The organism is Maribacter arenosus, assembly GCF_014610845.1.
Lineage (GTDB): Bacteria > Bacteroidota > Bacteroidia > Flavobacteriales > Flavobacteriaceae > Maribacter_A > Maribacter_A arenosus.
In genome coordinates this window covers 234,665-258,126 of record NZ_JABTCG010000001.1, presented here as the reverse complement: position 1 = coordinate 258,126, position 23,462 = coordinate 234,665, and the positions used below count along the sequence as shown (strand labels likewise).

General features: G+C 39.2%; 25 protein-coding genes. 18 read left to right on the top strand and 7 right to left on the bottom strand.

The window, feature by feature from the left end; genetic code table 11:
• Positions 1-8: 8 nt before the first annotated feature.
• From HPE63_RS01205 to HPE63_RS01160, 10 genes are all read left to right on the top strand, one after another.
• Positions 9-518, top strand: coding sequence for an ester cyclase (locus tag HPE63_RS01205; protein WP_188312403.1), 510 nt, complete (start codon positions 9-11; stop codon positions 516-518).
• Between the two features lie 72 nt (positions 519-590).
• Positions 591-1,355, top strand: coding sequence for a hypothetical protein (locus HPE63_RS01200; RefSeq protein ID WP_188312402.1), 765 nt, complete (start codon positions 591-593; stop codon positions 1,353-1,355).
• A gap of 75 nt (positions 1,356-1,430) precedes the next feature.
• Positions 1,431-2,351: an ester cyclase gene (locus HPE63_RS01195; RefSeq protein WP_188312401.1), complete on the top strand. Its 921-nt coding sequence runs from the start codon at positions 1,431-1,433 to the stop codon at positions 2,349-2,351.
• Between the two features lie 221 nt (positions 2,352-2,572).
• Positions 2,573-3,610 (top strand): nuclear transport factor 2 family protein, encoded by a 1,038-nt coding sequence (locus HPE63_RS18475; RefSeq protein ID WP_223198013.1) that lies wholly within the window; start codon positions 2,573-2,575, stop codon positions 3,608-3,610.
• Between the two features lie 14 nt (positions 3,611-3,624).
• The gene (locus tag HPE63_RS01185; protein WP_188312400.1) at positions 3,625-4,134 is read left to right on the top strand and encodes a RidA family protein; all 510 of its coding nucleotides are present in this window, start codon (positions 3,625-3,627) and stop codon (positions 4,132-4,134) included.
• An 11-nt stretch (positions 4,135-4,145) separates the two neighbouring features.
• Positions 4,146-4,451 (top strand): EthD family reductase, encoded by a 306-nt coding sequence (locus HPE63_RS01180; RefSeq protein ID WP_188312399.1) that lies wholly within the window; start codon positions 4,146-4,148, stop codon positions 4,449-4,451.
• 119 nt (positions 4,452-4,570) lie between these two features.
• A complete protein-coding gene (locus tag HPE63_RS01175) occupies positions 4,571-4,840 on the top strand; it encodes a hypothetical protein (protein WP_188312398.1) in 270 nt (89 codons plus the stop codon).
• 42 nt (positions 4,841-4,882) lie between these two features.
• A complete protein-coding gene (locus tag HPE63_RS01170) occupies positions 4,883-5,761 on the top strand; it encodes an SDR family oxidoreductase (protein ID WP_188312397.1) in 879 nt (292 codons plus the stop codon).
• Between the two features lie 105 nt (positions 5,762-5,866).
• The gene (locus HPE63_RS01165; protein ID WP_188312396.1) at positions 5,867-6,637 is read left to right on the top strand and encodes a hypothetical protein; all 771 of its coding nucleotides are present in this window, start codon (positions 5,867-5,869) and stop codon (positions 6,635-6,637) included.
• A 351-nt stretch (positions 6,638-6,988) separates the two neighbouring features.
• Positions 6,989-7,324, top strand: coding sequence for a hypothetical protein (locus tag HPE63_RS01160; RefSeq protein WP_188312395.1), 336 nt, complete (start codon positions 6,989-6,991; stop codon positions 7,322-7,324).
• Between the two features lie 1,319 nt (positions 7,325-8,643).
• On the opposite strand, the gene HPE63_RS01155 is transcribed toward HPE63_RS01160, so the two are convergent.
• Positions 8,644-9,024, bottom strand: a complete 381-nt coding sequence (locus tag HPE63_RS01155) for a glyoxalase superfamily protein (protein ID WP_188312394.1) — start codon at positions 9,022-9,024, stop codon at positions 8,644-8,646.
• A 62-nt stretch (positions 9,025-9,086) separates the two neighbouring features.
• Between HPE63_RS01155 and HPE63_RS01150 the strand changes: the two genes are divergently transcribed.
• On the top strand, positions 9,087-9,929 hold the full coding sequence (locus tag HPE63_RS01150) for an endonuclease/exonuclease/phosphatase family protein (protein ID WP_223198012.1): 843 nt from the start codon (positions 9,087-9,089) through the stop codon (positions 9,927-9,929).
• On the top strand, positions 9,929-10,531 hold the full coding sequence (locus HPE63_RS01145) for an FMN-binding negative transcriptional regulator (protein WP_188312393.1): 603 nt from the start codon (positions 9,929-9,931) through the stop codon (positions 10,529-10,531). Before HPE63_RS01150 ends, HPE63_RS01145 begins: the two co-directional genes overlap by 1 nt.
• Positions 10,532-10,533: 2 nt before the next feature.
• Here HPE63_RS01145 and HPE63_RS01140 read toward each other — a convergent pair whose 3' ends face one another.
• On the bottom strand, positions 10,534-11,523 hold the full coding sequence (locus HPE63_RS01140; RefSeq protein WP_188312392.1) for an NAD-dependent epimerase/dehydratase family protein: 990 nt from the start codon (positions 11,521-11,523) through the stop codon (positions 10,534-10,536).
• Positions 11,524-11,657: 134 nt separating this feature from the next.
• On the opposite strand from HPE63_RS01140, the gene HPE63_RS01135 reads away from it, so the two are divergent.
• The 3 genes from HPE63_RS01135 (at position 11,658) to HPE63_RS01125 (ending at position 14,712) form a co-directional block, all read left to right on the top strand.
• Positions 11,658-12,599, top strand: a complete 942-nt coding sequence (locus HPE63_RS01135) for a sugar phosphate isomerase/epimerase family protein (protein ID WP_188312391.1) — start codon at positions 11,658-11,660, stop codon at positions 12,597-12,599.
• 242 nt (positions 12,600-12,841) lie between these two features.
• Positions 12,842-14,125: an MFS transporter gene (locus HPE63_RS01130; protein WP_223198049.1), complete on the top strand. Its 1,284-nt coding sequence runs from the start codon at positions 12,842-12,844 to the stop codon at positions 14,123-14,125.
• Between the two features lie 164 nt (positions 14,126-14,289).
• Positions 14,290-14,712, top strand: coding sequence for a DoxX family protein (locus HPE63_RS01125; protein WP_188312389.1), 423 nt, complete (start codon positions 14,290-14,292; stop codon positions 14,710-14,712).
• A gap of 87 nt (positions 14,713-14,799) precedes the next feature.
• Here HPE63_RS01125 and HPE63_RS01120 read toward each other — a convergent pair whose 3' ends face one another.
• Complete coding sequence (locus HPE63_RS01120) at positions 14,800-16,962, bottom strand: TonB-dependent receptor (protein WP_188312388.1); 2,163 nt, start codon at positions 16,960-16,962, stop codon at positions 14,800-14,802.
• Between the two features lie 243 nt (positions 16,963-17,205).
• A complete protein-coding gene (locus tag HPE63_RS01115) occupies positions 17,206-17,685 on the bottom strand; it encodes a Dps family protein (RefSeq protein WP_188312387.1) in 480 nt (159 codons plus the stop codon).
• A 99-nt stretch (positions 17,686-17,784) separates the two neighbouring features.
• Here HPE63_RS01115 and HPE63_RS01110 point away from each other — a divergent pair, with 99 nt between their 5' ends.
• Complete coding sequence (locus HPE63_RS01110) at positions 17,785-18,726, top strand: LysR substrate-binding domain-containing protein (RefSeq protein ID WP_188312386.1); 942 nt, start codon at positions 17,785-17,787, stop codon at positions 18,724-18,726.
• Here HPE63_RS01110 and HPE63_RS01105 read toward each other — a convergent pair whose 3' ends face one another.
• Entirely contained in the window at positions 18,727-19,122 is a 396-nt protein-coding gene (locus HPE63_RS01105) for a hypothetical protein (RefSeq protein ID WP_188312385.1), read from the bottom strand. It lies immediately after the preceding gene.
• A 105-nt stretch (positions 19,123-19,227) separates the two neighbouring features.
• Complete coding sequence (locus HPE63_RS01100; protein WP_188312384.1) at positions 19,228-19,425, bottom strand: hypothetical protein; 198 nt, start codon at positions 19,423-19,425, stop codon at positions 19,228-19,230.
• A 147-nt stretch (positions 19,426-19,572) separates the two neighbouring features.
• Between HPE63_RS01100 and HPE63_RS01095 the strand changes: the two genes are divergently transcribed.
• Complete coding sequence (locus tag HPE63_RS01095) at positions 19,573-20,841, top strand: D-alanyl-D-alanine carboxypeptidase/D-alanyl-D-alanine-endopeptidase (protein ID WP_188312383.1); 1,269 nt, start codon at positions 19,573-19,575, stop codon at positions 20,839-20,841.
• Between the two features lie 56 nt (positions 20,842-20,897).
• On the opposite strand, the gene nudK is transcribed toward HPE63_RS01095, so the two are convergent.
• Positions 20,898-21,458 (bottom strand): GDP-mannose pyrophosphatase NudK, encoded by a 561-nt coding sequence (nudK, locus tag HPE63_RS01090; RefSeq protein ID WP_188312382.1) that lies wholly within the window; start codon positions 21,456-21,458, stop codon positions 20,898-20,900.
• Positions 21,459-21,799: 341 nt separating this feature from the next.
• On the opposite strand from nudK, the gene HPE63_RS01085 reads away from it, so the two are divergent.
• Positions 21,800-23,371: a M81 family metallopeptidase gene (locus HPE63_RS01085; RefSeq protein WP_317172885.1), complete on the top strand. Its 1,572-nt coding sequence runs from the start codon at positions 21,800-21,802 to the stop codon at positions 23,369-23,371.
• Positions 23,372-23,462 lie beyond the last annotated feature (91 nt).

Below are 23,462 nucleotides of genomic sequence, written 5' to 3'. Positions count from 1 at the left end.
TGGGAAGAATGGGAATAATTTTGATAATGATGGTGTTCCTGGGCACGAGTTGCAAGGAACATGATGCAAATGAAAAGAATATCGCCCTTGAAAATACCATGTCCAAAAACTTTGACATCTATATAGCACAGGGCTGGAATCGAAGAAATATGGACAGTGTAAGATCTATATCGGTTGAAAATTACAGTAGGGAGCTCAACGGAATAAAGGTGGCGGAAAACTTTAATGAACTAGAGGCCAATTTGAATATTTATTTTACCGGTTTTCCCGATTTGGTACTTTCAATAGATCATTGCACGATCAAAAACAATCAATTGTTCACCCAATGGACTTTTGAAGGAACCAATACGGGCACTTTTGGCGAATCCCGTGCCACGGGTAAACACGTTGTTGTAAGTGGTTATTCCGAAATCACCTTTGATCCATCGGGTAAAATTTCAATCGAAAAGACCTATTACAATGAACTGGCATTTTTGCAGCAAATGGGGTTTACATTAATCCCTCCAATAGTGGAATAATCATTGGATGATTCCTGAAAATCTAATCCTATAGACCTATATAAAAAAGTAATAACCAAAATTCACACGAAAATGAAAACACGAAAATTGACATTTCTAAGCACATTTATCTTCGTTTTATTTATGGGCGGACTCAATGCCCAAAACGGAAGTTCCCAAGCGTATTGGGTACACGAGGATGTTGTAAAACCCTCGATGATAGGCCAATACGAGTCCATTTGTAAAGAGCTTACCGACAACATGAAAAAGTACAACATCCAGGAATTTAATGTTATAGTAAGCAATACGGCGGATAACAGGTATTTATGGGTAAGTCCCATTAGCGGTATGGCGGATATCGAGAAACCCTTATTCAAAACATTGTCAGAAAAAATGGGTGCGGAAAAAATGGACGACTTGTTCAATAGAATGGATAAATGCTATGATATAGAGCATAATTATATCATACATCTTGACAAGGAACTGTCCTATATGCCAAGTGGCATAACCCAAACACCAGAAGGGCAAGACTATAGAAAATTTCATTATTACCACTATACGCCTAGCAACCGGGCCGAGGTTAAGAAAAAAGTGGAAGCCATTAAGACGTTATTCGAAAACAAAGGGTCTAAATTGGAATATAGGGTATATCGCAGTGGTTTTGGTACCCGAGGTGCCTTTTATATGGTAGCGATTGCCGCCAAAGACGCAGCTGATTATTCTGGGAAAATCTCAGCGAACAATGAATCAATGGGTGAAGAATGGCAAAAAACCTATACCGATTTTTTTAGCAGCCTTAAAAAATATGAGGCCTTTGAAGGAGGCATGCGACCAGATATGGGCTACGCTCCTAAATAATAATCAAACCTACCTCGATGGCTATAAAACCCATCGAGGTTTTTATTCTCTTACTCACTTAATTAAAGAAATACCATGAAAAAATTCATTTTATTAGGACTCGTCATCGTCCTATTCACAGCATGTGAAAACCAAGAAAAACGTTATACACAACAATCCAAGGAAATTGACATCGTCAAAACGGCGATCAAGAATTACAATGACAAAGCCTATGATACAAGTATCTATGCCGATACGGCAAAAACGTTCTTTAATTCCTCTTCCAAGGACAAATTCATGTCACCGGATGAAACCGTAGCATACCACAAAGCGAATGATGAGCTATACTCCAGTAGAAGCTTTACCGATAATGATCCGGAGTATGAAATGGTTGTGACCGATGATGGGGAAACCTGGGTGAATTGCTGGTTAGAGTGGAAAGGTACCCTAGCGGCAAACAATCAAGAAGTCACCGTACCGATACACCTGACGTATCAGTTTGTAGATGGGAAAGTAGTTCGCGAAGTCGGTATGTGGGATCCATCACAGGTGTTACTTGCGTTACAGGAAGTAGAGAGGTCCAATAACATGTCGGCAGATGAAAAGGCCATTAAAACGACTATTGATAATATTACAAAAGCATGGAACTCCAATGACAAAAATTTAATGTATGCCAATATGGTCAACAATGTTAAAAGAACTGCCAATGGTGCCATAATCGCTAAAAAACAATCAGATTATGGGGATTTTATGGATGTATATCATAGTGCATTTCCCGACTTTAAAGTGAAAATCGATAAATCCACCATTTTTGGGAATACAGCATACATCTACTGGACATGCACGGGAACGAATACCGGAAATTTTATGGAAAATGAACCCACCAATAAGAAAATAGAAACCCATGGTTTTAGTGTCTGGACATTTGATCCCGAAGGTAAATGCGTGCAGGAAGATGCATTTTATGACAATTTGGTCGTATTTAACCAATTAGGTATTACACCACCTACGCAATAAGATTCACATTAAACCTAGCAGAGCGGTCCATTTTGTATTTCGGGGGAACTATAGATGGATCCTGTTAGGATTACCAGACCTGCAGGGTTTTATGAACCCTGTAGGTTTTAAACACAAACAGTTTCCCTCCTCTCCCCTAAGCAAGAAAGTTCAAAGTATACATAAATTAGACTTAAAAAGATTCCCTTCAGTGAGGGATAAACGACATAAAATATCAAATCATGAAAAAAAGTATATTTCCATTCATTATTGCTTTTCTATGTTTTTCAACAGCATTCGCCCAAAAAAACATAAATATTAAAGAGGACATTCAAATGTATTCCCAAGTTTGGGATGATATTGTCAATGAACCACAGGTCAGTCTGATCAAGGAAACAAATTTCGCTCAAAACATTACCGGGGTTGTCAATTCCCAATCTTTTGTAGGTATTGAAGACAAAACTTTGATTGGGCAACCATTGGGCCTGCGGTCCAATCCTAAGAATTTGGGTGTTATCGATAGTGCGTATAAGGCTTTTGCCGTAGGTGATATTCCAACGGTACTTAGTAAGCTAGACCCCAATGTAGTTTGGAACGAGGCCGAGGGTAATGCCTTGGCTGATGGCAACCCTTATCTAGGACCTGATGCCGTCTTAAATGGTGTTTTCGCCCGTATTGGTGAACAGCACGAGTATTTTAATTTGAAGGAAATAGTGCTTCACGAGATGAGCAATAACCAGGTGTTCGCCACTTTGCGCTACGATGCCAAATACAAGCATAATGGAGCTGAGTATGACGTGCAAGCAGCACACCTTTGGACCCTTAAAAATGGTATGGTTACGGCATTTCAGCAGTATGTAGATACCAAGCAACTGGATGATGCTTTCAATAGCGGAAATCAAAAATCCAATCAAAAGCTGCTTTATAAAACGGGTAATCCGAAAGATTGGCCCAAAAATCAAGACGCTGTGGTATCTGCACCCAACAATCATAAAATTCTGATGGAAAATGACCATGTACGGGTTTTGGAAGTGACACTTTCACCCAATGAATTGGAACCTGTTCATCACCACCAATGGCCAAGTGTACTTTATGTCATGGAGGCCGGAGCGTTTATTGACCGTGATGGTGAAGGAAATACCATATTGGATACCCGACAACTGCCATCGCCATTGGAATTTCCGATGACCATGTGGAAGGACCCGGAAGCACCACATTCGGTTGAAAATTTGAGTCCAACCAAACCGATTCGACTCATTCGGGTTGAGCTGAAGCAATAAAAAATCGATTTAGAATGAAAGCAACAAAATTCAATACCCTCGGAATTGCCTTAATCGCCGCAATTTCATTCTCAAGCTGCAAAGAACAAACCAACCAGAAACCCACCGAACAAACAGCAATACTAGTCGAAAAGGAAACCCCTGAATATTTTCTGCTCCGTCCTGAAGTCGAGAAAGCTTATGGCTATTCGCATGCCGTAAAAATCGGTAACGATATTAAAATATCAGGGGCCGTGAGTATGGATGATGAAGGCAACCCAACAGCAATAGGCGATATTGAACAACAAATGAAAAACTGTTATTCAGATCTTGAAAAAGTATTGAACCACTATGGGTGCACCTTTGATGATGTGATCGTGGAAAATGTGTTTACTACCAACATGCCAAAATTTCTTGAAGTTTCCGCCTATAGAAATGAAATCTACAAAAAACAATTCCCCACAGGGTCTTGGCTTGGCGTAAAGGAATTGGCATTACCTGAATTTTTAATCGAAATTGAATTAGAGGTTTATAAAACGGAATAAAATTAAATAGCATGATAAAACTAACAGTACTTTACGGTCATCCAACGGATGTTACAGCTTTTGAGGAATACTATGCCAACACGCATTTGCCCAAAACAGCGAAGATGAAGGGCCATACCAAACTCGAACTCACAAAATTTCTAAGTACCCCGGATGGCAGCAAACCTGATTATCACCGTATGGCCGAATTTTGGTTTTCAAGTCCCGAAACGATGAAAACAACCATGGAATCACCGGAAGGTCAGAATACCGCCGCAGATCTCTCCAATTTTGCAACAGGTGGCGCTACCCTTTTGGTAGGAGTTGTTGAGGAATAATTTCGGTTATGCGCCAATCTATTGGGATTAATAGAACAGGTAGATAAAATAGTGGCCAATTACAATAACGGAGCAGCCGAAAACCGTCTAGAGTAGGCAGAATAAACACATAATTTAAAATGAAGAAGATAATCGTAATCCGTCACAAAGTTGGAAATTTTGATACTTGGTTGAAAGGACACCAAGACAGACTTGATGTATTTGCACCTGCCATAACAGACCTCAAAACATTTCAGGATACAGACGATTCAAATTCTGTGGTTTTGGTTATGGAGGTAACCGATATGGATAAGTTTCAAGCGATTTTAAATGATCCATCCACTGAGGCCTTAAAAAAGAAACACACGGTATTGGAACCCATAACCGTGTCTATGCCCGTTAAAGTTTAAGTTTTAGAACATTGATGATATTAAACCTAAAGACAATTTACTATGAAAACAGTACTGATTACAGGAACCAGCAAAGGCATTGGCCTTGAGACCGCATTGGCATTTGGGCGCGCCGGCTATAAAGTCTTCGCGACGATGCGAAATCCGGAAAACGCTTCCGATTTTAAACAAAAAATCAAGGAGGAATCCTTGGACATCACGATTTCAAAAATGGATGTGGACTCCGATACTTCGGTCAAGCGATGTATGGATGCTTTATTGGATCAACACGAAACGATAGATGTTTTGGTCAATAATGCTGGAATTGAACGTCATGGCTCTATCGAGGAGATGTCTATGGACGATTTCCAAGCCATTATGAACACCAATTATCTGGGTGTGATTCGTTGTACAAAAGCAATATTGCCCCAAATGCGGAAAAACAAAAAGGGCTGTATCATTAATATAGCATCTGTCGCCGGGCATATTGCCAATAGTCCTTTAGGTGGTTATGCCGCTAGCAAACATGCAGTCGAAGCCATAAGTGAAGCCTTGGCACAGGAAGTTAAACCTTTTAATATCAAGGTTGCTATTGTAGAACCTGGGATTATCAATACACAAATGGCCTCTGATATAGCGGTCGATGGCCAATCGATATATCCACATTCAAAACGTTTTGCCGGTCTGTTTACGGCATCGCTTCAAACACCAACATCCCCTACCCTTGTAGCGGACAAGATTTTGGAAGTGGCGGAAAGCAATTCGTGGAAATTAAGGCATCCAGTAGGTCCCGATGCTGAACCCTTTATACAATGGAGAGCTTCCATGACCGATGAACAATGGGTAGATTGGAATGCGTGCAGTGATGAAGAATGGTACATAGCCGTGGAACAGGATTTTGGACTAAATGCAAGGCCAGAAGCACATCATGTAAAGCAATAATCAATCAAAACTAATAGGGACAGCGTAGAATTAAACTCCGATCCTGACAGAAAATGTAGGATGGAAAACATAAAATAGAATATTAACCAATTAAATATAGAACAAATGAAAAAGTTATTTTACACACTATTACTATTACCTTTTTTACTATTATCTCAAGAGAATCAGGAATCCTTGGTATTGCAGAACGTAATGCTAACGGTATTGCCAGGCCATACCCAAGCATTTGAAAAAGGTCTTGCCTCCCATAACAAAAAGTATCATGCTGAAGGTCCCTATCAGGCGCTGGTTTATAGTATCGGCAGCGGAGTGAATGCCGGTAAATATATGTGGAATATGGGACCATTGCCATGGAGTGCCATGGATGGAAGACCAACGGATGAAAACGGACACGATGCGGACTGGGAAGCCAACGTTGTACCCCACCTAACGGGTGAAGTAGATGTAAATTATTGGAAATTTGAAACCAGCCTGTCAAATTTTTCAAAGAATTTTACCCTAAACAAAGTTTTGGTAGATGTCTATGACCTAAAGCGTTTCAGTGGTGAAAAAATGGAGGAACTGATGAAAAAGGTCCATAAGACCATGACGGAAAAATTTCCGGATGAAATCTTTGGCATGTATACAAACGAATTCTCTAGCATGACAAATACCAAAGACCTTGCCTTTGTTTCTTTTTTTGAGAAATCTGCTTGGCTCGGTCAAGATAGTACATTCGCACAAAAGTATAGTGAAGTTCATGGCGAAGGGAGTTTTGCGACCTTTTTAAAAGAATGGGGAGAAATTACCCATGGCAAATATTCTTCCGAAATATGGGCGTTCAGAAAAGATCTTAGTGGAAACACGGGAGAGATCATCGCAGCGACCCGTCAGTAATCGAATTTGAATTAGTACTACACACCTACTGACCGATGCTTGTAAAACCCGGTCAATACCGGGTTTTACTTTTTACATGTATTTTGTGCTTGTATAGATTTGATTCCCTTATCCAATGTAAAGCCTTAGGGCATTTCTCTAAAAAGTAGGTCACGATATGTAGGATATAGACGTGCCATAACCAATTTACCTTCGCTGGCATTCTTTTAAAATTCAAAAAGTGAAATAATAAAATTAATGTGAAAAAATTAGCCTAAAATTGTCGTTGGAACCTTAGAGGGAATGAATAGGACGCTGACCCTTGACATTCCCATTAAAAATGAAGATAATTTGTATAACAAATCTATAACTATGAAAACACCTAAAAACCCTTGGAATAAGGCTGAACTACAAATTTATGTTTTGTTGCTCTGTGCAAATGCAGATTCAATAGAAACTGAAGAAGAAATTAATTTAATAAAATCGAAAACCGATCCCAAAACCTTCAAAAAAATGTACAAGGAGTTTAGCGGGGATACGGAGGATGAAAGTCTCGAAAAAATTCAACAAAATGTACACTTGCACTATTTCTCCAATATGGAACTTATCGAGTTTCGAAAAGAAGTTAATGCGGTTTTCTTTTCAGACAAAAAATTCAATCGAATGGAGCGTAACCTTGATCGAATATTGGACAATATACTTTATTAAGGTCCTCCTTTATTGATTTCTACAACAGATTCGCCATGAATTCAATTTAATCAATGATAAAATTCTTCAGGCGCATTGGAAAACAACTGTTAACTGAAAACAAACCTGCCTTGTCGGCAGGCAGGTACAGTAAATACTTACTTCATACCCTTGGCGAAATTTTCCTTGTGGTCATCGGAATTTTGATTGCGTTACAACTAAAAAATGGGAACGAGATTAAGAGATAAAATAAATAACGAAAGTACAACAATCGATATGTCGATCATGCCTGGCAGTCAAGCCGCCATATCAAGTCAATGCGCTGCCAACCACGCCTCTTATCGGAAACGCTTGTGGCAATAAAAAGAATTCAAGATTATGGAAAAGGCTTATAAAAATTTAGGTTACTTTTTACTACTATTACTACCCTTGGCTTTTTTTGGGTTTTATAAAACCTACTTTGTTCAATTTCCAAATTTTGAAGATAACATAACTATATTTATTCATCTTCATGCTTTTATTGCCTCTATTTGGATACTACTCCTCATTCTTCAACCCCTTCTCATCCGAAATAGAAAAAACAAATTGCATAGAAAAATTGGGAAGCTATCCTATATCATATTCCCATTGTTGATTTTATCCTTTGTGCCCCAAATGATTCGGATAATACAGTCAGATGCACCACAATTTTTATTCTTCCCGTTAGCCGATAGTGTGCTGTTGATCTTGTTTTATTCCTTGGCCATGTTTCATCGAAGAAATGCTTCCAAACATATGAGATACATCATAGGGACCGCCACCGTTTTTCTCGGGCCTACCATTGGTCGAATCGGGCCACATTTTTTAGATTGGTCAGAGACTGTAACCCAAAATGTACAATACGCAATAATCTATTTGATTCTAATTGGACTGATTTATTATGATCGTAGAAATAGTAAAAAATATCAACCCTACCTTCTAATACTGACAACCTGGGTAGTACACCAAATTATATTTAACCTGATATTTCAATAATGAAGTCAACACAATTAACGGTTCTTGGCGCGATTAAACTATTTAGATCAATATTCATATCGAGTTGCAACCAAAACCACAAAGATTCCCAAAAGGTAGAAACCTTAATACATACTATTAGCAAAGTAAATCTTGAAAACCAAGTTAGGTAAATGAAGAGCACTATTGGGATTAGGTTGAAAATATAAATACCGTTTGCCTCCAAAAAACTTTTGAAACGTTAAAATTCCCATTGAACGCCATAGTTATGATTGGGCTTAGATCGAAGAGTTCTTATTAATTACTCTTAAACATTTTAGTTCGGTTATGGCTTCGTTAGTTGTTTGTCATTCTTTTTTGTCCCTATAAAACGTTAATCCATTTTTATCAGGGTCGAAAAAACCGAACTCGCGAGTGCCCCAAGCGGTCTCCCTTAAAAGGGTGTGGGATTGGAAGACATCTTTTTTGGAATATTCCTCATAAAGGGCCTCAATATTCTGGGTAACAATCCGGAGCATCGGTCTATCACTTTTGACCTCCCATTCCTTTTCATCATGCCATTGCAAATGTATTTCAATGCCATCACGGATTATTCCAGCATAGGTGGGTTTCTTACTATCATCAGCAAAGGCAATCTTAAACCCAAGGCGGTTTACATAGAAATCCAATGCGTCGACCACATTTCGTACCGGAAGCACCGGATGTATTTGATGCAAATACCCTTTCATAGTTTTGGTTTGCCCATATATAATTATCTTGTGGTTTAATTTACAAAAAAATAAAAGTACGCATGTTTAAATCAAACCTAAGTATACTCGTATTCCTTTTTATGTTCGCCCAAGGGGTTCAAAGTCAGGACCTCAAAATAATGACCTATAATATCAAGTATGATAACATTAATGATACTGTAAATAATTGGAACGATCGCAAGGAAAGTATGCTGAAATTGATTCAACATTATAACCCGACGATTATCGGTACACAAGAGGCCTTGCATCATCAAGTGATGTATATCGATAGTGCACTCTTGAAATACTCCTATGTGGGCGTAGGTCGCGACGATGGGCGACAAAAAGGAGAGTACTCGCCTATTCATTATGACCATACAAAATTAAAGGTGTTGCAAAGTACTACCTTCTGGCTTTCCCCCACTCCAGCAAAAGTATCGGTCGGCTGGGATGCTGCCATGGAGCGCATTTGTACCTACACCCTTTTTGAGGATGTCTCAAACCAACAAAAGTTTTATGTTTTTAACACACATTTTGATCATATTGGAAATCTGGCCAGGCAAAATTCAGCCCAATTGATCCTTGAGAAAATCAAGGAAATCAATGATAAGCAATATCCTGTGGTACTCATGGGAGATTTAAATCTCGGTCCCGAAGAAGCGCCTATCCAATACATAAAAATGAATTTGGATGATGGCAAGGACATTACCCATAAAAGCTTTTATGGACCAGAAGGTACTTTCAATGGTTTTGACGCCCAAATGAAATTAGACCGAAGAATCGATTATATCTTTGTCAAGAGTTTCAAAGTACTATCGTATATTCATATTGATGACCGTATGGAGAATAATAAACATATTTCAGATCATTTACCGGTACTCGCTAGCCTACAAAAACAAGAATAATGTACATACCCCATAAATATAAAAACGAGAATATCGAGGAGGTAAAAGACTTTCTTAAGAAAAACAGCTTTGGTATTTTGATAAACCAAGTAAAAGGAAAACCTTGGGCTACTCACATTCCGCTGGAATTAGATGAAGACGAAGACGGAAATGACATTTTAGTGAGTCATATCGCAAAGGCCAATCCCCAATGGCAATATTTTAAGGAAAACGATAACGTGCTCTGTATTTTTAATGGTCCCCATAGCTATATTTCCTCATCCTGGTATAAAGAAGAAGAGGTGCCTACATGGAATTATATTGCGGTACATGTCTATGGTAAAATAAAAATCTTGAGTGAAAAAGAAGTCTTAGAGTCGATGTACAAATTGGTCGACAAATATGAAGCGCATTCAAAAGACCCTATTTCATTGGATAGTCTTTCTAAAAAGACCCTTGGACAAATAAAAGGGGTAGTCGGTTTTCAAATCGCAATAGGCACTATCCAAGCGGCCTATAAACTTTCCCAAGGCAGGGAGCATGACCATCCCAAGATCATTTCAGAATTGGAAAGCCGACAAAACCCTAATTCAAAGGAAATAGCAAAAATTATGAAGGGATAGTACTATTCGTATATTGAATGATACTTGTTCAAAACACGTTCTATCTTTTCGGTGCTTTCTGGGTTGATAAACTTGCTTTCAGGATTTTCATCCAACCATTTCAACGTTCTTTTTATACCTAGGGAAAATGGAATGGTTGCCTTAAAATCGGGCACAAAGGTTTTTATTTTGGTATTATCGAAAATAACGCTTTCGGCCTTGTCAGCCAATAATGTCCCTGTAAATGATGGCTCCACCGTACAAATAAAATCGGAGGCGATATGCACGATCTTGGCTTCTTGCCCTAAGCTCTCTGCTAAAATCCTATAAATCATATTCCAACTTAAAACTTCATCCGAGGTAATATGAAATGAATGACCTATGGCCTGTGTCAAACCCAACAAGCCTACAAAACCTTTTGCAAAGTCATCGGAATGGGTAACGGTCCAAAGCGAGGTGCCATCACCATGAACGATAATTTCCTTTCCTTTTAGAATTCGATCCGCGGTAGTATACTCGTTGAACCCCCCTATGGCTATAGGTATAACGGTGTCATAGGTCAAAGAAGGCCGAACAATGGTGATTGGAAAACCCTCTTCCCGATAGGTTTGCTGTAAAAGGTCTTCACATCGTATCTTATTCTGGGAATAATCCCAAAGGTTATTGCATAATGGGGTGGATTCCGTAATAATGGGATAGTTTAGAGGTGTTTGGTAGCATGAAGCCGAGCTTATAAAGATATAATGCCTAGTCTTTCCTTTAAATAAAGAAATATCCTTTTCAATATCCTCTGGAGTGAAAGCGATCCAGTTGACCACAACATCCCAATTATGTTTTTTCAAAACGGTTAGGCTTTCGGGTTTCTTGATATCGCCATGCAGTGTCTTTACCCCTTTAATTTGGACATTTGAACTGCCTCGGTTTAAATGATATAGGTCTATGCCTTTTTTAATCGCTAATCGACTTGATGCTGAACTAATATTACCAGTACCCCCTATGAATAATACTTTCATCTTAAATTTTTAAACATTTTACTAATCGACCATGAATTTAAAAATAAAAGCACAGAAAGACTAGAACACAACATTGAATGGCAGTTATTTTAGTAGTAAATTTGAATTCCATGAAGACATAAATTCACATACCCATGACGAACCGAAGATCATTTATCAAAAAAACAGCCTTAGCAACAACAGCAGCTTCCATATTGCCTTTATCCTCTTTTACCCCTGGCGCGACGCCTTATTCCGGACCAAATATATCCTTGGCCCAATGGTCTTTGAACAGGGCCTTTTTCAAAGGTGATCTTGACCCCAATAACTTTGCTTCCATTGCGTCTAAATCGTTTGGAATTCAAGCTATTGAATATGTAAACCAGTTTTATGTAAAACAATCCAACCACGATAAATTTTGGATGCAACTGAAAGCTAAGGCAGATGATGAAGGTGTAAAAAGTCTTTTGATCATGGTCGATAGCGAAGGTGATTTGGGCAACCCAAAGGAGAAGCAACGTAAAACCGCGGTCGAAAACCATTATAAATGGATAAACGCAGCCAAGCTGTTGGAGTGTCATTCCATACGCGTAAACGCTTTTGGCAATTCTGATATGGATACCTTATCAAAAACATTGGTCGAAGGTTTGGGCGAGCTCGCTTCCTATGGTCAAAAAGTGGGCATAAATGTAATCGTTGAAAACCATGGATTACATACATCGAATGCGGCATTCATGGTAGATATTATTAAAAAGGTTGATAATCCATTTTTGGGAACCCTTCCCGATTTTGGGAACTGGTGTTTAAATGCAGCATGGGGAAGCACCCAGAGCAACAAGTGCACCGAGGTATATGACCCCCATAAAGGTTTAAAAGAGTTTTTACCCTACGCCAAAGGGGTTAGTGCCAAATCCTATGATTTCGACGCTGATGGGAACGAAACCATAATTGATTATAAACAACTATTGAAAACGGTCAAAAAATCCGATTTTAAAGGATATATTGGTGTTGAATATGAAGGGGAACGCTTAAGTGAAACCGAAGGGGTCAAAGCGACCAAAGCACTGATTGAAAGAGTTTGGTCGGCATTGGATTAGCTAAAGGCATTACTCAATCATATTATCGTAGTTTACTGATTTGTTCGAGATTAAAAAGCGTGAAATAGAAATAATGACCGTTAATTGCTCTAAAGGACAGTACAATGATTTTTACTTAAATTCCCATTATAAAAATTGACTAATTTTAGTTAAGAGGAGTTACAAACCAAAAAACCAACCACATGACTCAAATTTCTATAGGCTCTCAAAAACCTCGATTATCATTTTGGCAAATCTGGAACATGAGTTTCGGCTTTCTCGGTATCCAATTTGGCTTTGCACTACAAAATGCTAATGTGAGTCGAATTTTCGAGACCCTAGGGGCTTCCAAGGACGAACTTCCTATCTTATGGCTTGCGGCACCAGTTACAGGGCTTTTGGTACAACCCATCATCGGATATTATAGCGATCGAACTTGGCATAAAAAATGGGGCCGTAGAAGACCCTTCTTTGCCATTGGGGCCATTTTGGCAACTATAGCCTTATTCGCCATGCCCAATTCAACTGCATTGTGGATGGCAGTCATTATGCTTTGGTTAATGGATGCCTCCATCAATATTAGCATGGAACCTTTCAGGGCTTTTGTCGGTGATATGTTACCCAATGAACAACGAACCAGCGGTTTTGCCATGCAGAGCTTCTTTATTGGCATAGGCGCCGTAATCGCATCTGCCCTACCCTATATAATGACTAATTGGTTTGGTGTTTCCAATATCGCAGCGGATGGTGGTATACCAGATGCAGTAAAATGGTCATTTTACATTGGGGGAATTGCTTATTTCTGCGCTGTTATGTGGACGGTTTTCAACACAAAGGAATACCCCCCAGATGATTTGGAAAAGCTTAAACTGGAAAATGCACAAACGGGAGTTTTTACAGGATTGGCCGAATCATTTGTAGGTATTTTCAAAATGCCTAAAACCATGGTACAATTGGCCTTTGTGCAATTCTTTTCATGGTTTGCCCTATTTGCCATGTGGATCTACACGACCTCTGCGGTTACAAGCCATGTTTACGGCACTTCTGATACCACTTCGGCACTTTACAATGAAGGTGCGGACTGGGTGGGCATCTGTTTTGCCATCTATAATGGTATTGCGGCCATAGTGGCTTTTCTACTTCCGGTCATAGCCAAAAGAACGAGCAGACGAATGACCCATTTAATGGCTTTGTTCATGGGAGGCATTGGTCTCATTTCCATTTTCTTCATTACCGACCCCAATATGCTTTTGGTTTCAATGATAGGGGTTGGTATTGCATGGGCGAGTATACTTTCAATGCCCTATGCCATGCTTTCCAGTATTCTGCCTGCCAATAAAATGGGGTATTATATGGGTGTATTCAATTTCTTTATTGTCATCCCACAGATCGTGGCTGCTGGAATATTGGGCTTTATGTTGAAGTCGTTTTTTCAAAACGATGCTATTTATGCCATGATTATCGGTGGTGTATCTATGTTCTTGGCCGGATTGTTATGTTTGATAGTTCAGGATAACGAAGTTAAAAATGCGCCTATCGGTAAATAGGTATATTCGGATAAGCGAAAGCCAACACCTGAATTGTTTTCTTCAGACCTCTATTATAGAATATTAATTCGATAAAAATATTGAATCGAAAAAAATTCATAAAAATATATTTTATATTTACCTAAATATCAGTAACTTATAGTGTCCACTAAAATATAATCGCTATGGGAACTGTAAAAACACTGAATAAATGGGCAAATGCCCATTCGTACTATCTTATAGATTTGATTAGGGTTGCCCTTGGCATCTTTCTTTTCGCCAAAGGAATCGATTTTATGTCGAACCATGCCCAAATGGCGGAAGTAATAAAACCATTTGAAAATATGCCAGGAGGCATGCTGATCATTCATTATGTGGCTCCTGCCCATTTTGTGGGTGGTTTTTTGATCGTAATCGGTTTATTGACACGTTGGGCCGTAATAGCGCAAATACCCATTTTGATTGGGGCAATACTGGTAAATTTCTTAGGGGAAATGAATATGAGCAACCTAATACTCGCATCGGTAGCCTTAATCGTTTGTCTATTTTTCGTATTCTTTGGTTCTGGCAAGCATTCAACAGACTATTATCTTAAAATGCAACAATAATCCAAAACCAATCGCTACTAAAGCTCCCTTTTGCATCATTCAACTTGTTTGAGAGGGAAAAAACCGATATCTAAAGCATAAAGCTGGTTAAAGATTATCCAGCTGGTTACTGGTTTTATCCGTGCTAATCGTCCAAAAGAAACCGATAAAGAAAAAGGTATCTGCCGAAGGGCGGATCGTTCTTCTATTAAAAACCCCATTGGTATTTGGGACATCTGCATATTGATACCCATTTACATTATTAAAACCCAATACATTGGTCACTGAACAGTATAATATCTTTTGGGGCGAAATCAGATATGCCCAATTGATGCTAAGGTTATTGTATGACTTTGTTTTTTCTGCTAAAAATCTTTTGGTATTCGGATTGTCATAAGGCCTTCCAGAGGCATGGGTGTAGGAAAAACCGACTTGTGAACGCCAATCGTTTACCCAATATTTGGTAACTAGAGAAAAATTGTGATTGGGTGCGAAATTGGGTGTCGCCTTTGCTTCGAAGTTCAAATAATCCCGTTTTGTATCGAGATAGGAATAGGAGATCCAATAGTCCAGGTTTTTGATGTTCTTGTTATCCCTCCAAAAAACATCCAATCCCGTGGCATAACCATTTCCTGAATTATCGTAGTTGGAATCGAAACGGGGCCCGTCGCTATCAAATTTCACCAAATTCGAATAACCCTTGTAATACCCCTCTGCCCTAAACGTTTTTCCATCTCCGGTATACTGATAATTCAATATGTAATGGGATGATTTTTCAGCACGGAGTTCATTGTCGAACTTTGTGTAAGAAATGGAAGGGTCTTGATAAAAATTCCCATAGGCTAAAGAAAACTGTCCATTATCACTACTCTTGTATGCCAAGGATACCCGAGGGGCAAAATTATAGGTTTGATTTAAATCCGAACGTTCACCCCTTGCCCCCACTTTCATCGCAAACCGATTACTGAAAAAAACATCCGCTTCTGTAAAGCCAGCTATCAGATTATTTTTGTATTCACTTATATAATCGAGTCCGTTTGCTTCTGTATACCTATCGTCATAAGATGATTTAAAATACTCTGCCCCAAAATTCAATTGAAAACGGCTACTGAAATTCTTCTTCATTTTAAGTTTGAGATGACCCCCAAATTCGTGGGTTTCCAATTTATCCGACAGGATAAACAACTTGTTTTTATCCATGGAAATACTTGCTCCCGTGGCCAACGTCCACTCATTCGCCAGAAAATGTTTGTAGTTCGAATTGACATATAGATTATTGTTTTTCAATCGAAATCGAACCAAATCGTTATAATTGATATCTTCTTGATCGATATCCATAGAACTAAGGTTAAAACCACTATACAATTTGAAAATATTGTTCTCTCCCTTACTTCTAAAAACGGCTTCCCCTGCGATCGATTCATAAGGCTTTCGCCATCGAACATCCTGATTTGACGGCACTAAGGACTGATAAGGCGCTAAATTGAAGTACGATGTATTTATACTTAGGGATTCATTTCCCCATATTTCGGTATGACCAACACCGCCCCCAACGGACATCACCGAGATATCGGTCTTTTCCTGGTCTGGAACATCGGTGGTATTCAATAGCAAAACACTTGATAGGGCTTGACCATATTCTGCTGAATACCCACCTGTACTAAAGGTTATCCCTTTAAATAAAAAGGGGGAGAACCTACCCCTTGTTGGGATATTATTAACCGTGGCATTAAAAGGTTGAAAGACCCTTAGACCATCTATAAATACCTGCGTCTCCCCAGCAGTTCCTCCCCGTACGAAGAGCCTCCCGTCCTCGTTGACCGTTGATGTACCCGGCAAGGTTTGCAGTGCAGCCACGAAATCACCTGCGGCACCGGCTGTGGTAACGATATCCAGGGGCTTCAAGACAGACACTTTGGAATTATCCCCAGCCGAAAAAGAACCCGCCGTTAGCGTAACTCCTTTCAATTGATTAATGGTTTCTTTAATATTAATGGTTAGATCTTTAAACAAGGAAACATCACCCACTTCATAATGTGTTTCATAAGAAATCATGGAAACCACTAAAGTTTGGGTACCCTTTTCCGAAGTTTGAAATGCGAAATTTCCCTGTACATCACTAGAGGCCCCGTCATAGGTGCCTTCAAGAAAAACATTGGCTCCCATGATCGGATTGTCCTTATCGTCCGTGACCGTGCCCGAAATGGTCGTTTGGGCTATAAGTAAACCTGAGCATAGACAAGTGATCGATACGAATAATGGTTTAAGCATGACATTTCATTTTTTGATAAAACAAAAGTGTTATCCCTCAATGACTTGTGCCAATACAATTTTCCCAGTTGTAGTTTTATAGTGCCGAACTGTTGCATGATGAGAATAGTACCAAATGTATGTGCTGAACCTAGCGGGTTAAAATCTCGAATTCAATATTCGATTCTAAAGTATTGCCATTTATCAAAATCGAAAAAGGCTTCCTTAAAGGAAGCCTTTTTTTGATAAAATAATTCTTGGATTCTAAATATCTTCTGCCAACCACGCTTTCATCATCCAAACTGTTTTCTCCTGTTCCGTAATAAAATCACTCATCATGGAATTGGTTCCTTCATCATCGGCCTCGTCGGCAGTGTTCAAAATACCCCGTTCAATAAGCAATAATTGGGTCAATGAATCAACGATCAAACGAATGGCATCTTCATCTTTGGTAATGTTCTTACCTACGGGAACATTCGAATTCTCAATATAATCTTCGAACGTATGAAGGGGTACCCCACCCAAAGTAAGGATGCGTTCAGCGATCTCATCAACCTTTATATTCGCATCGGTGTACAGCTCTTCAAATTTTACATGAAGGTCAAAAAAACGTTTCCCCTTAATATTCCAATGAATTCCCCTTAAATTTTGATAATATCGTTGAAAATTGGCTAATAACTCATTTAAATCGTTGCTTAAGGCCAATGATTTTTCGGCACTTAATCCTATACTGTTATATGACATAATATTTGTTTTATTTAGATAAAGTTAGATAATATAAAAGCTCATGAGGCTAGTTTTAATCGTTAGTTTTTATAATTTTATAGACTGAAATTATAATCCATGACCATTACCCAATTACAGTATGTTTTAGCTGTTGCCGAACATAAAAACTTTACCCAGGCCGCCCAAAAAAGCTTTGTTACTCAGCCTACCTTAAGCATGCAAGTCCAAAAACTTGAAGATGAATTGGATATCTTGATTTTCGACCGTAGCAAAAAACCGATCGCCATTACGGAAGTCGGAAAAAAAATTGTGGCACAGGCAAAGAATATTGTAAATGAGGCGGAAAGGATCAAGGATATCGTAGATCAGGAAAAAGGCTTTATTGGGGGCGACTATACCTTAGGTATAATACCCACGATTATGCCGACGCTTTTACCCATGTTCCTAAAAACGTTTATAAGGAAATACCCTAAGGTGAATCTGATCATTAAGGAACAAAACACGGAAAATCTTATTCGAAATATCCAAGACGGGCATTTAGATGCAGGAATAGCCGCCACGCCCTTGGAAATTGAATTTATAAAGGAACGACCTCTATACTATGAGCCCTTTGTTGGCTATGTTCCCACAAACCATAGATTGTCAGGTGCTTCCCATCTTGACCCGGGTGATTTGGATATAACGGATATACTGCTTTTGAAAGATGGACATTGTTTTAGGGATGGGGTAATAAACATATGCAACTCCACCAAAAATTATGGGGAAGAACATTTTCAATTACAGAGCGGTAGTTTTGAGACCTTGATAAATTTATCGAATGAAGGCCTTGGCATGACCTTATTGCCTTTTCTGAATACACTTGAATTGGACGAAAACAAAAAGAAATACCTCAAACATTTCAACCCACCTTCACCGGCCCGCGAAGTAAGTTTGATCTACCATAAGAGTGAGTTGAAAATTCAGATTACCGAAGCGTTGAAAGACGTGATTTCAGGAATTGTAAGAGGAGCCATAGCCTTTCAGGACGTGAAGATCATTAGTCCGATCAGCAAACAGTAATCAATTCAAAGGTTTAAAACGATAGGAGCATTCCTCGATGCAACCTATAAATCCCAATATCAGTTTTTTACCATCAAAAGATATGCGGTAAATGGGTTCGATGAGCTCGGAATTACAGGAGAATCTCAAATAGAGCCTTTCCTCGGTTACCGCAAATGTACCTAAAACAGGGGATTTACATCCTTCCCACTTTGATAGTTCAAAGGTACCATCATTCCTGAAATCGTAGACTTCCCCATTATCCAATAAGGTCCAATCCACAATTCCACCTGGGCTGATTTTGGTAGCTTCCAATTGCCACATTCCTATAATATCGTGATTGATTTCCTTGTCTATCAAATCATCATCAGCACAGCCAAAAAGGAGTAGGAACAAAAATGGGAGAATATACTTCATTTACAATGTACAACAGATTATGCACCGGATATGAAATAATATACGGGACAATTGTGATTCTGGCCTATGGTATCAAAAAAAACCACTCTTTCGAGTGGTTCTATATTAGGCTTTTAAATAAACAAGACTTTCTTGTAGTTGCGGCTTATCGGTAATAAACTGTAATACCCAGTACTTCAGTTCTTCTATTTCGGCCGGCAGTAGTCTTTGTACTGCCTTTTTAAGCTCCTTACAAAAGAGCTTTGTGTCAAAACTAACTTTTTTAAGTACCGTTTTGGTGTACTCAAGCATAGCTCTAGCCATATCCCAAAAATGTTTTAATTAGTTGTTGTATTATCAAAGTTAACTAAAAATGCAGAAAAAATATTGTCCATCTATCGTTAAATATTCAATAATTTGTTGTTAAAATAGCAAAGGAATAAAGAAATTGGTAATTTTCAAGTTGAATTTATGAAAAAAATCGTTGTTTTACTTTTACTAACTTTCTTATTTACAGGATGTTCCAGTGCTCGAAGACATCTAGCCAAGAAAATTGATGCCCGAATCGAAACCGCTTTCTACAAAAATCAGTTTACCGGAATTTTATTGATTGATGCAGCAACCAAGGATACTTTATACAAAAGTAATAGCTCTAAATATTTTATCCCCGCCAGTAACACCAAGATATTTACCCTTTATACAGCATTGAAGTTGTTGCCCGACCGTATTCCCACGCTCAAATATTCATTTACAGGAGACACCCTGTATATCCAGGGTACTGGCGACCCTTCTACTTTACATCCTTACCTAAAGGATAGTACCGCTCTCCATTTTATAAAAAAATATGCCAATATTGCACTCTATACGAATAACTTTAAGGATGAAAAGCTTGGTCCAGGCTGGTCCTGGGACGATTATCAATATTACTATTCCCCTGAGCGCAACGGTTTTCCACTTTATGGAAATGTTCTGACCATTGAAAATGGCGATACCCTAAAAGTGCATCCGGAATATTTCAAGGACAGCATTATTCCCATCTCTTATGCCTTAAATCGTGATAAAAATAAGAATCGTTTTTATTTTGATACTTCAAAAAAGGACACCCTGGAAATTCCATTTATCGTAGACAGTAGTCTTACCAAGGAATTATTGGAAAAATCCCTGCAAAGGAAAATACATCGCACCAATAAAATACCTGTTGACAGCCTCAAGGTCTTATATGGCATACCCTCGGATACCATCTACAAAAGAATGATGGAAGTGAGTGATAATTTCCTCGCCGAACAACTATTATTTTTGGCTTCCTCTACCCTCTCCGATTCCTTGAATAGTGCAAATGCGCGTCGGTTTGTACTTGATAATCACTTGTCCGATTTAAAACAACCGCCAAGATGGGTAGATGGGTCTGGCCTTTCGCGATATAATTTGTTTACCCCAGAGTCGATGGTACATGTTTTATATAAGCTCTATGTTGAAATTCCAAAAGAACGATTGTTTCAGTTTTTTCCTATCGGAGGTGTCTCGGGTACACTGGAAGATTGGTATTCAGGTAATCCAGAACCCTATCTTTATGCAAAAACAGGAAGCTTAAGTAACAATCATTGTTTAAGTGGTTACTTATTGACAAAATCGGGTAAAATTTTGATTTTTAGTTTTATGAACAATCATTTTATGGAAAACCCCTCCCAAATCAAACAACGCATGCAGACCATTTTCGAGGAAATACGGGATTCCTATTGAAATTGTCATGACACGGAGTGACATCTTTGTAATCACAGTACGATGATGCCATGACGCTAATTGAGCAACCCCTCTAGGGCTGCATATTGCAATAAAATAATCGTCTTGGCATCCTTAATTTCGCCAGATTTGATCATTTTCAAAGCCCGTTCAAATGAAAGTTCAAGAACTTCGATGTTTTCACTTTCTTCCTCTGCACCCCCACCTTCGCTTACCTTCATCTTATCTTCATACTTGGCCACGAAGAGATATAGTATTTCGGTAACGGATCCGGGAGACATATAAATCTGGAATATCTTTTTGACGTTGTCAACCAAGTAGCCCGTTTCTTCCTCCACCTCTTTTTTAATGCATTCCTCAGGATGGTCCCCATCCAGTAGACCAGCACAAACTTCGATCATCATGCCGTCCTCATTGCCATTAATATAGGTCGGCATTCGAAATTGTCGGGTTAACACAACATTTCCTTTATTTTTATTATAGAGAAGAATCGCTGCCCCATTACCCCTATCATAAGCCTCTCGTACTTGCGTTTCCCAACTTCCATCTTCTTTTTGGTAGTCAAATGTGATTTTATTCAATGTATACCAGTTATCGGATAATAACTCGGTTTTCATATTCTTTATATTGCCTTTTTTCAAGGTAATTTGAATTTTAATTAGTACTGATCTTTACGATAAAACTGATAATTCCAGTGACTTTTACAAACGTAAGTGCGTTAATGACCCGTTTTGCAAATAAAATTGGGTAACTATTCATGCACCCAACGTCTCCTGGATGCTCTACAGTGCCCGAAGATAGGATTTCTCCGGTACATCGGCAAAGAAAGAAATCAATATCGATCTTTGAAAATGAAAATTAAATACTACTTTTAGACTCCTAAAACCCAAGCGATTTTAGGTACATCACCGCGCTAATTTTCCAAGGGATGTAAACTGGATCTTAAATAATCAAAACCGTGAAAAAATCTAACCTATTCCTCCTGTTTTTAATAGTTCTTGTCCTCAATTGTAAACCTGATACCAAAGGGAAAGATGAAAACAAGCTACCCCGCGTGGCCATTGCCGGTTTGGGTATTGAATCGAGTACCTTCTCACCTGCCCAGACCAATGAAGAAGCCTTTCATGCCCGGATTGGTGACTCCATTTTCGGTCGTTATCCATTTTTTGATGAAGGCACCGAAATTCGCAAAAGGGCCGATTGGGTGCCAACACTATTGGGCAAAGCATTGCCAGGCGGAATAGTAACAAGGGAGGCTTATGAGAGTATGGTCGATAAAACCTTGAAAATGCTCAAAGAAAATGGGCCGTATGACGGTTTGTTTTTTGATATCCATGGTGCAATGAGTGTTGTGGGATTAGAAGATGCAGAAGGTGACCTTATTAAACGTATTCGAGAAGTTATTGGTCCTAAAGTATTGATTTCCACATCAATGGATTTACATGGAAACGTATCGAAGACCTTGGCCGAACATAGCGATTTAATTACCTGCTATCGTATGGCCCCCCATGAAGATGCGTTGGAATCAAAGGCCAGAGCGATTACCAATTTATTGGACCGATTGGAAAATGGGAAAGGTAAGCCTAAGTACAAGGCTTGGATACCTGTTCCGATTCTATTACCTGGAGAAAAAACAAGTACGCGTATAGAACCTGGTAAAAGTCTTTATGCCCAGATACCTTCCATAGAAGCACAGGAAGGAGTCATCGACGCAGCCATTTGGATCGGTTATGCCTGGGCCGATGAGGCCCGAAACCACGCCGTGGTAATGGTAACTGGTGACGATAAGGCCCAAGTAACCTCAGGAGCGGAACAATTGGCGAAAGCTTTTTGGGAGGTACGTAATGAATTTGAATTCGTGGCACCCGTGGCCACTTTAGAAGAGAGTTTGAAAAAGGCCTTTAAAAGTGAGAAAAAACCTTTTATCATAAGTGATATGGGAGACAATCCGACCGCTGGGGGTGCAGGTGATGTGACATGGACACTCCGTGAACTCTTATCCCGTCCTGAGTTTAAATCGGAAAAAGGTCCTTCTTTGATCTATGCATCGATTCCTGGCCCAGAATTAATCGAAGAAGCATTAAAGGTAGGTGTAGGCGGGAAAGTTTCTGCGATGGCAGGAGCCATTGTTGATGATCGTTTTGCCCCTCCTCTAAAACTAACAGGTACTATTACGGCAATTAAGGAAGGTGACCGAGATGCAGAGGTTGAAGCGGTGGTGCAAATAGGTAGCATACATGTTATCGTTACCAAAAAAAGAAAACCCTACCATCATACAGCCGATTTCACCGATTTGAATTTAAATCCGAAAGAAACCGACCTTGTCGTTGTAAAAATTGGTTATCTCGTTCCAGAGCTCTATGAAATGCGTGGCGACTGGATCATGGCGTTGACGCCAGGTGGGGTTGATCAGGATTTGGAGCGATTGGGATACCAACATATTAAACGTCCAATGTTTCCGTTGGACAAGAATATGGACACTCCAGATTTGAGTGCCCAGTTACTTCGGGCATCCGATGAACTAAAGTAGTAAAAAAGGGGAGCGTTTAAAAAACCCTGGCGTACGACCTTTCAATAAACGAAGCCTTACCCGCCAGTCGGGAGGGCAGGCAATAGACTAA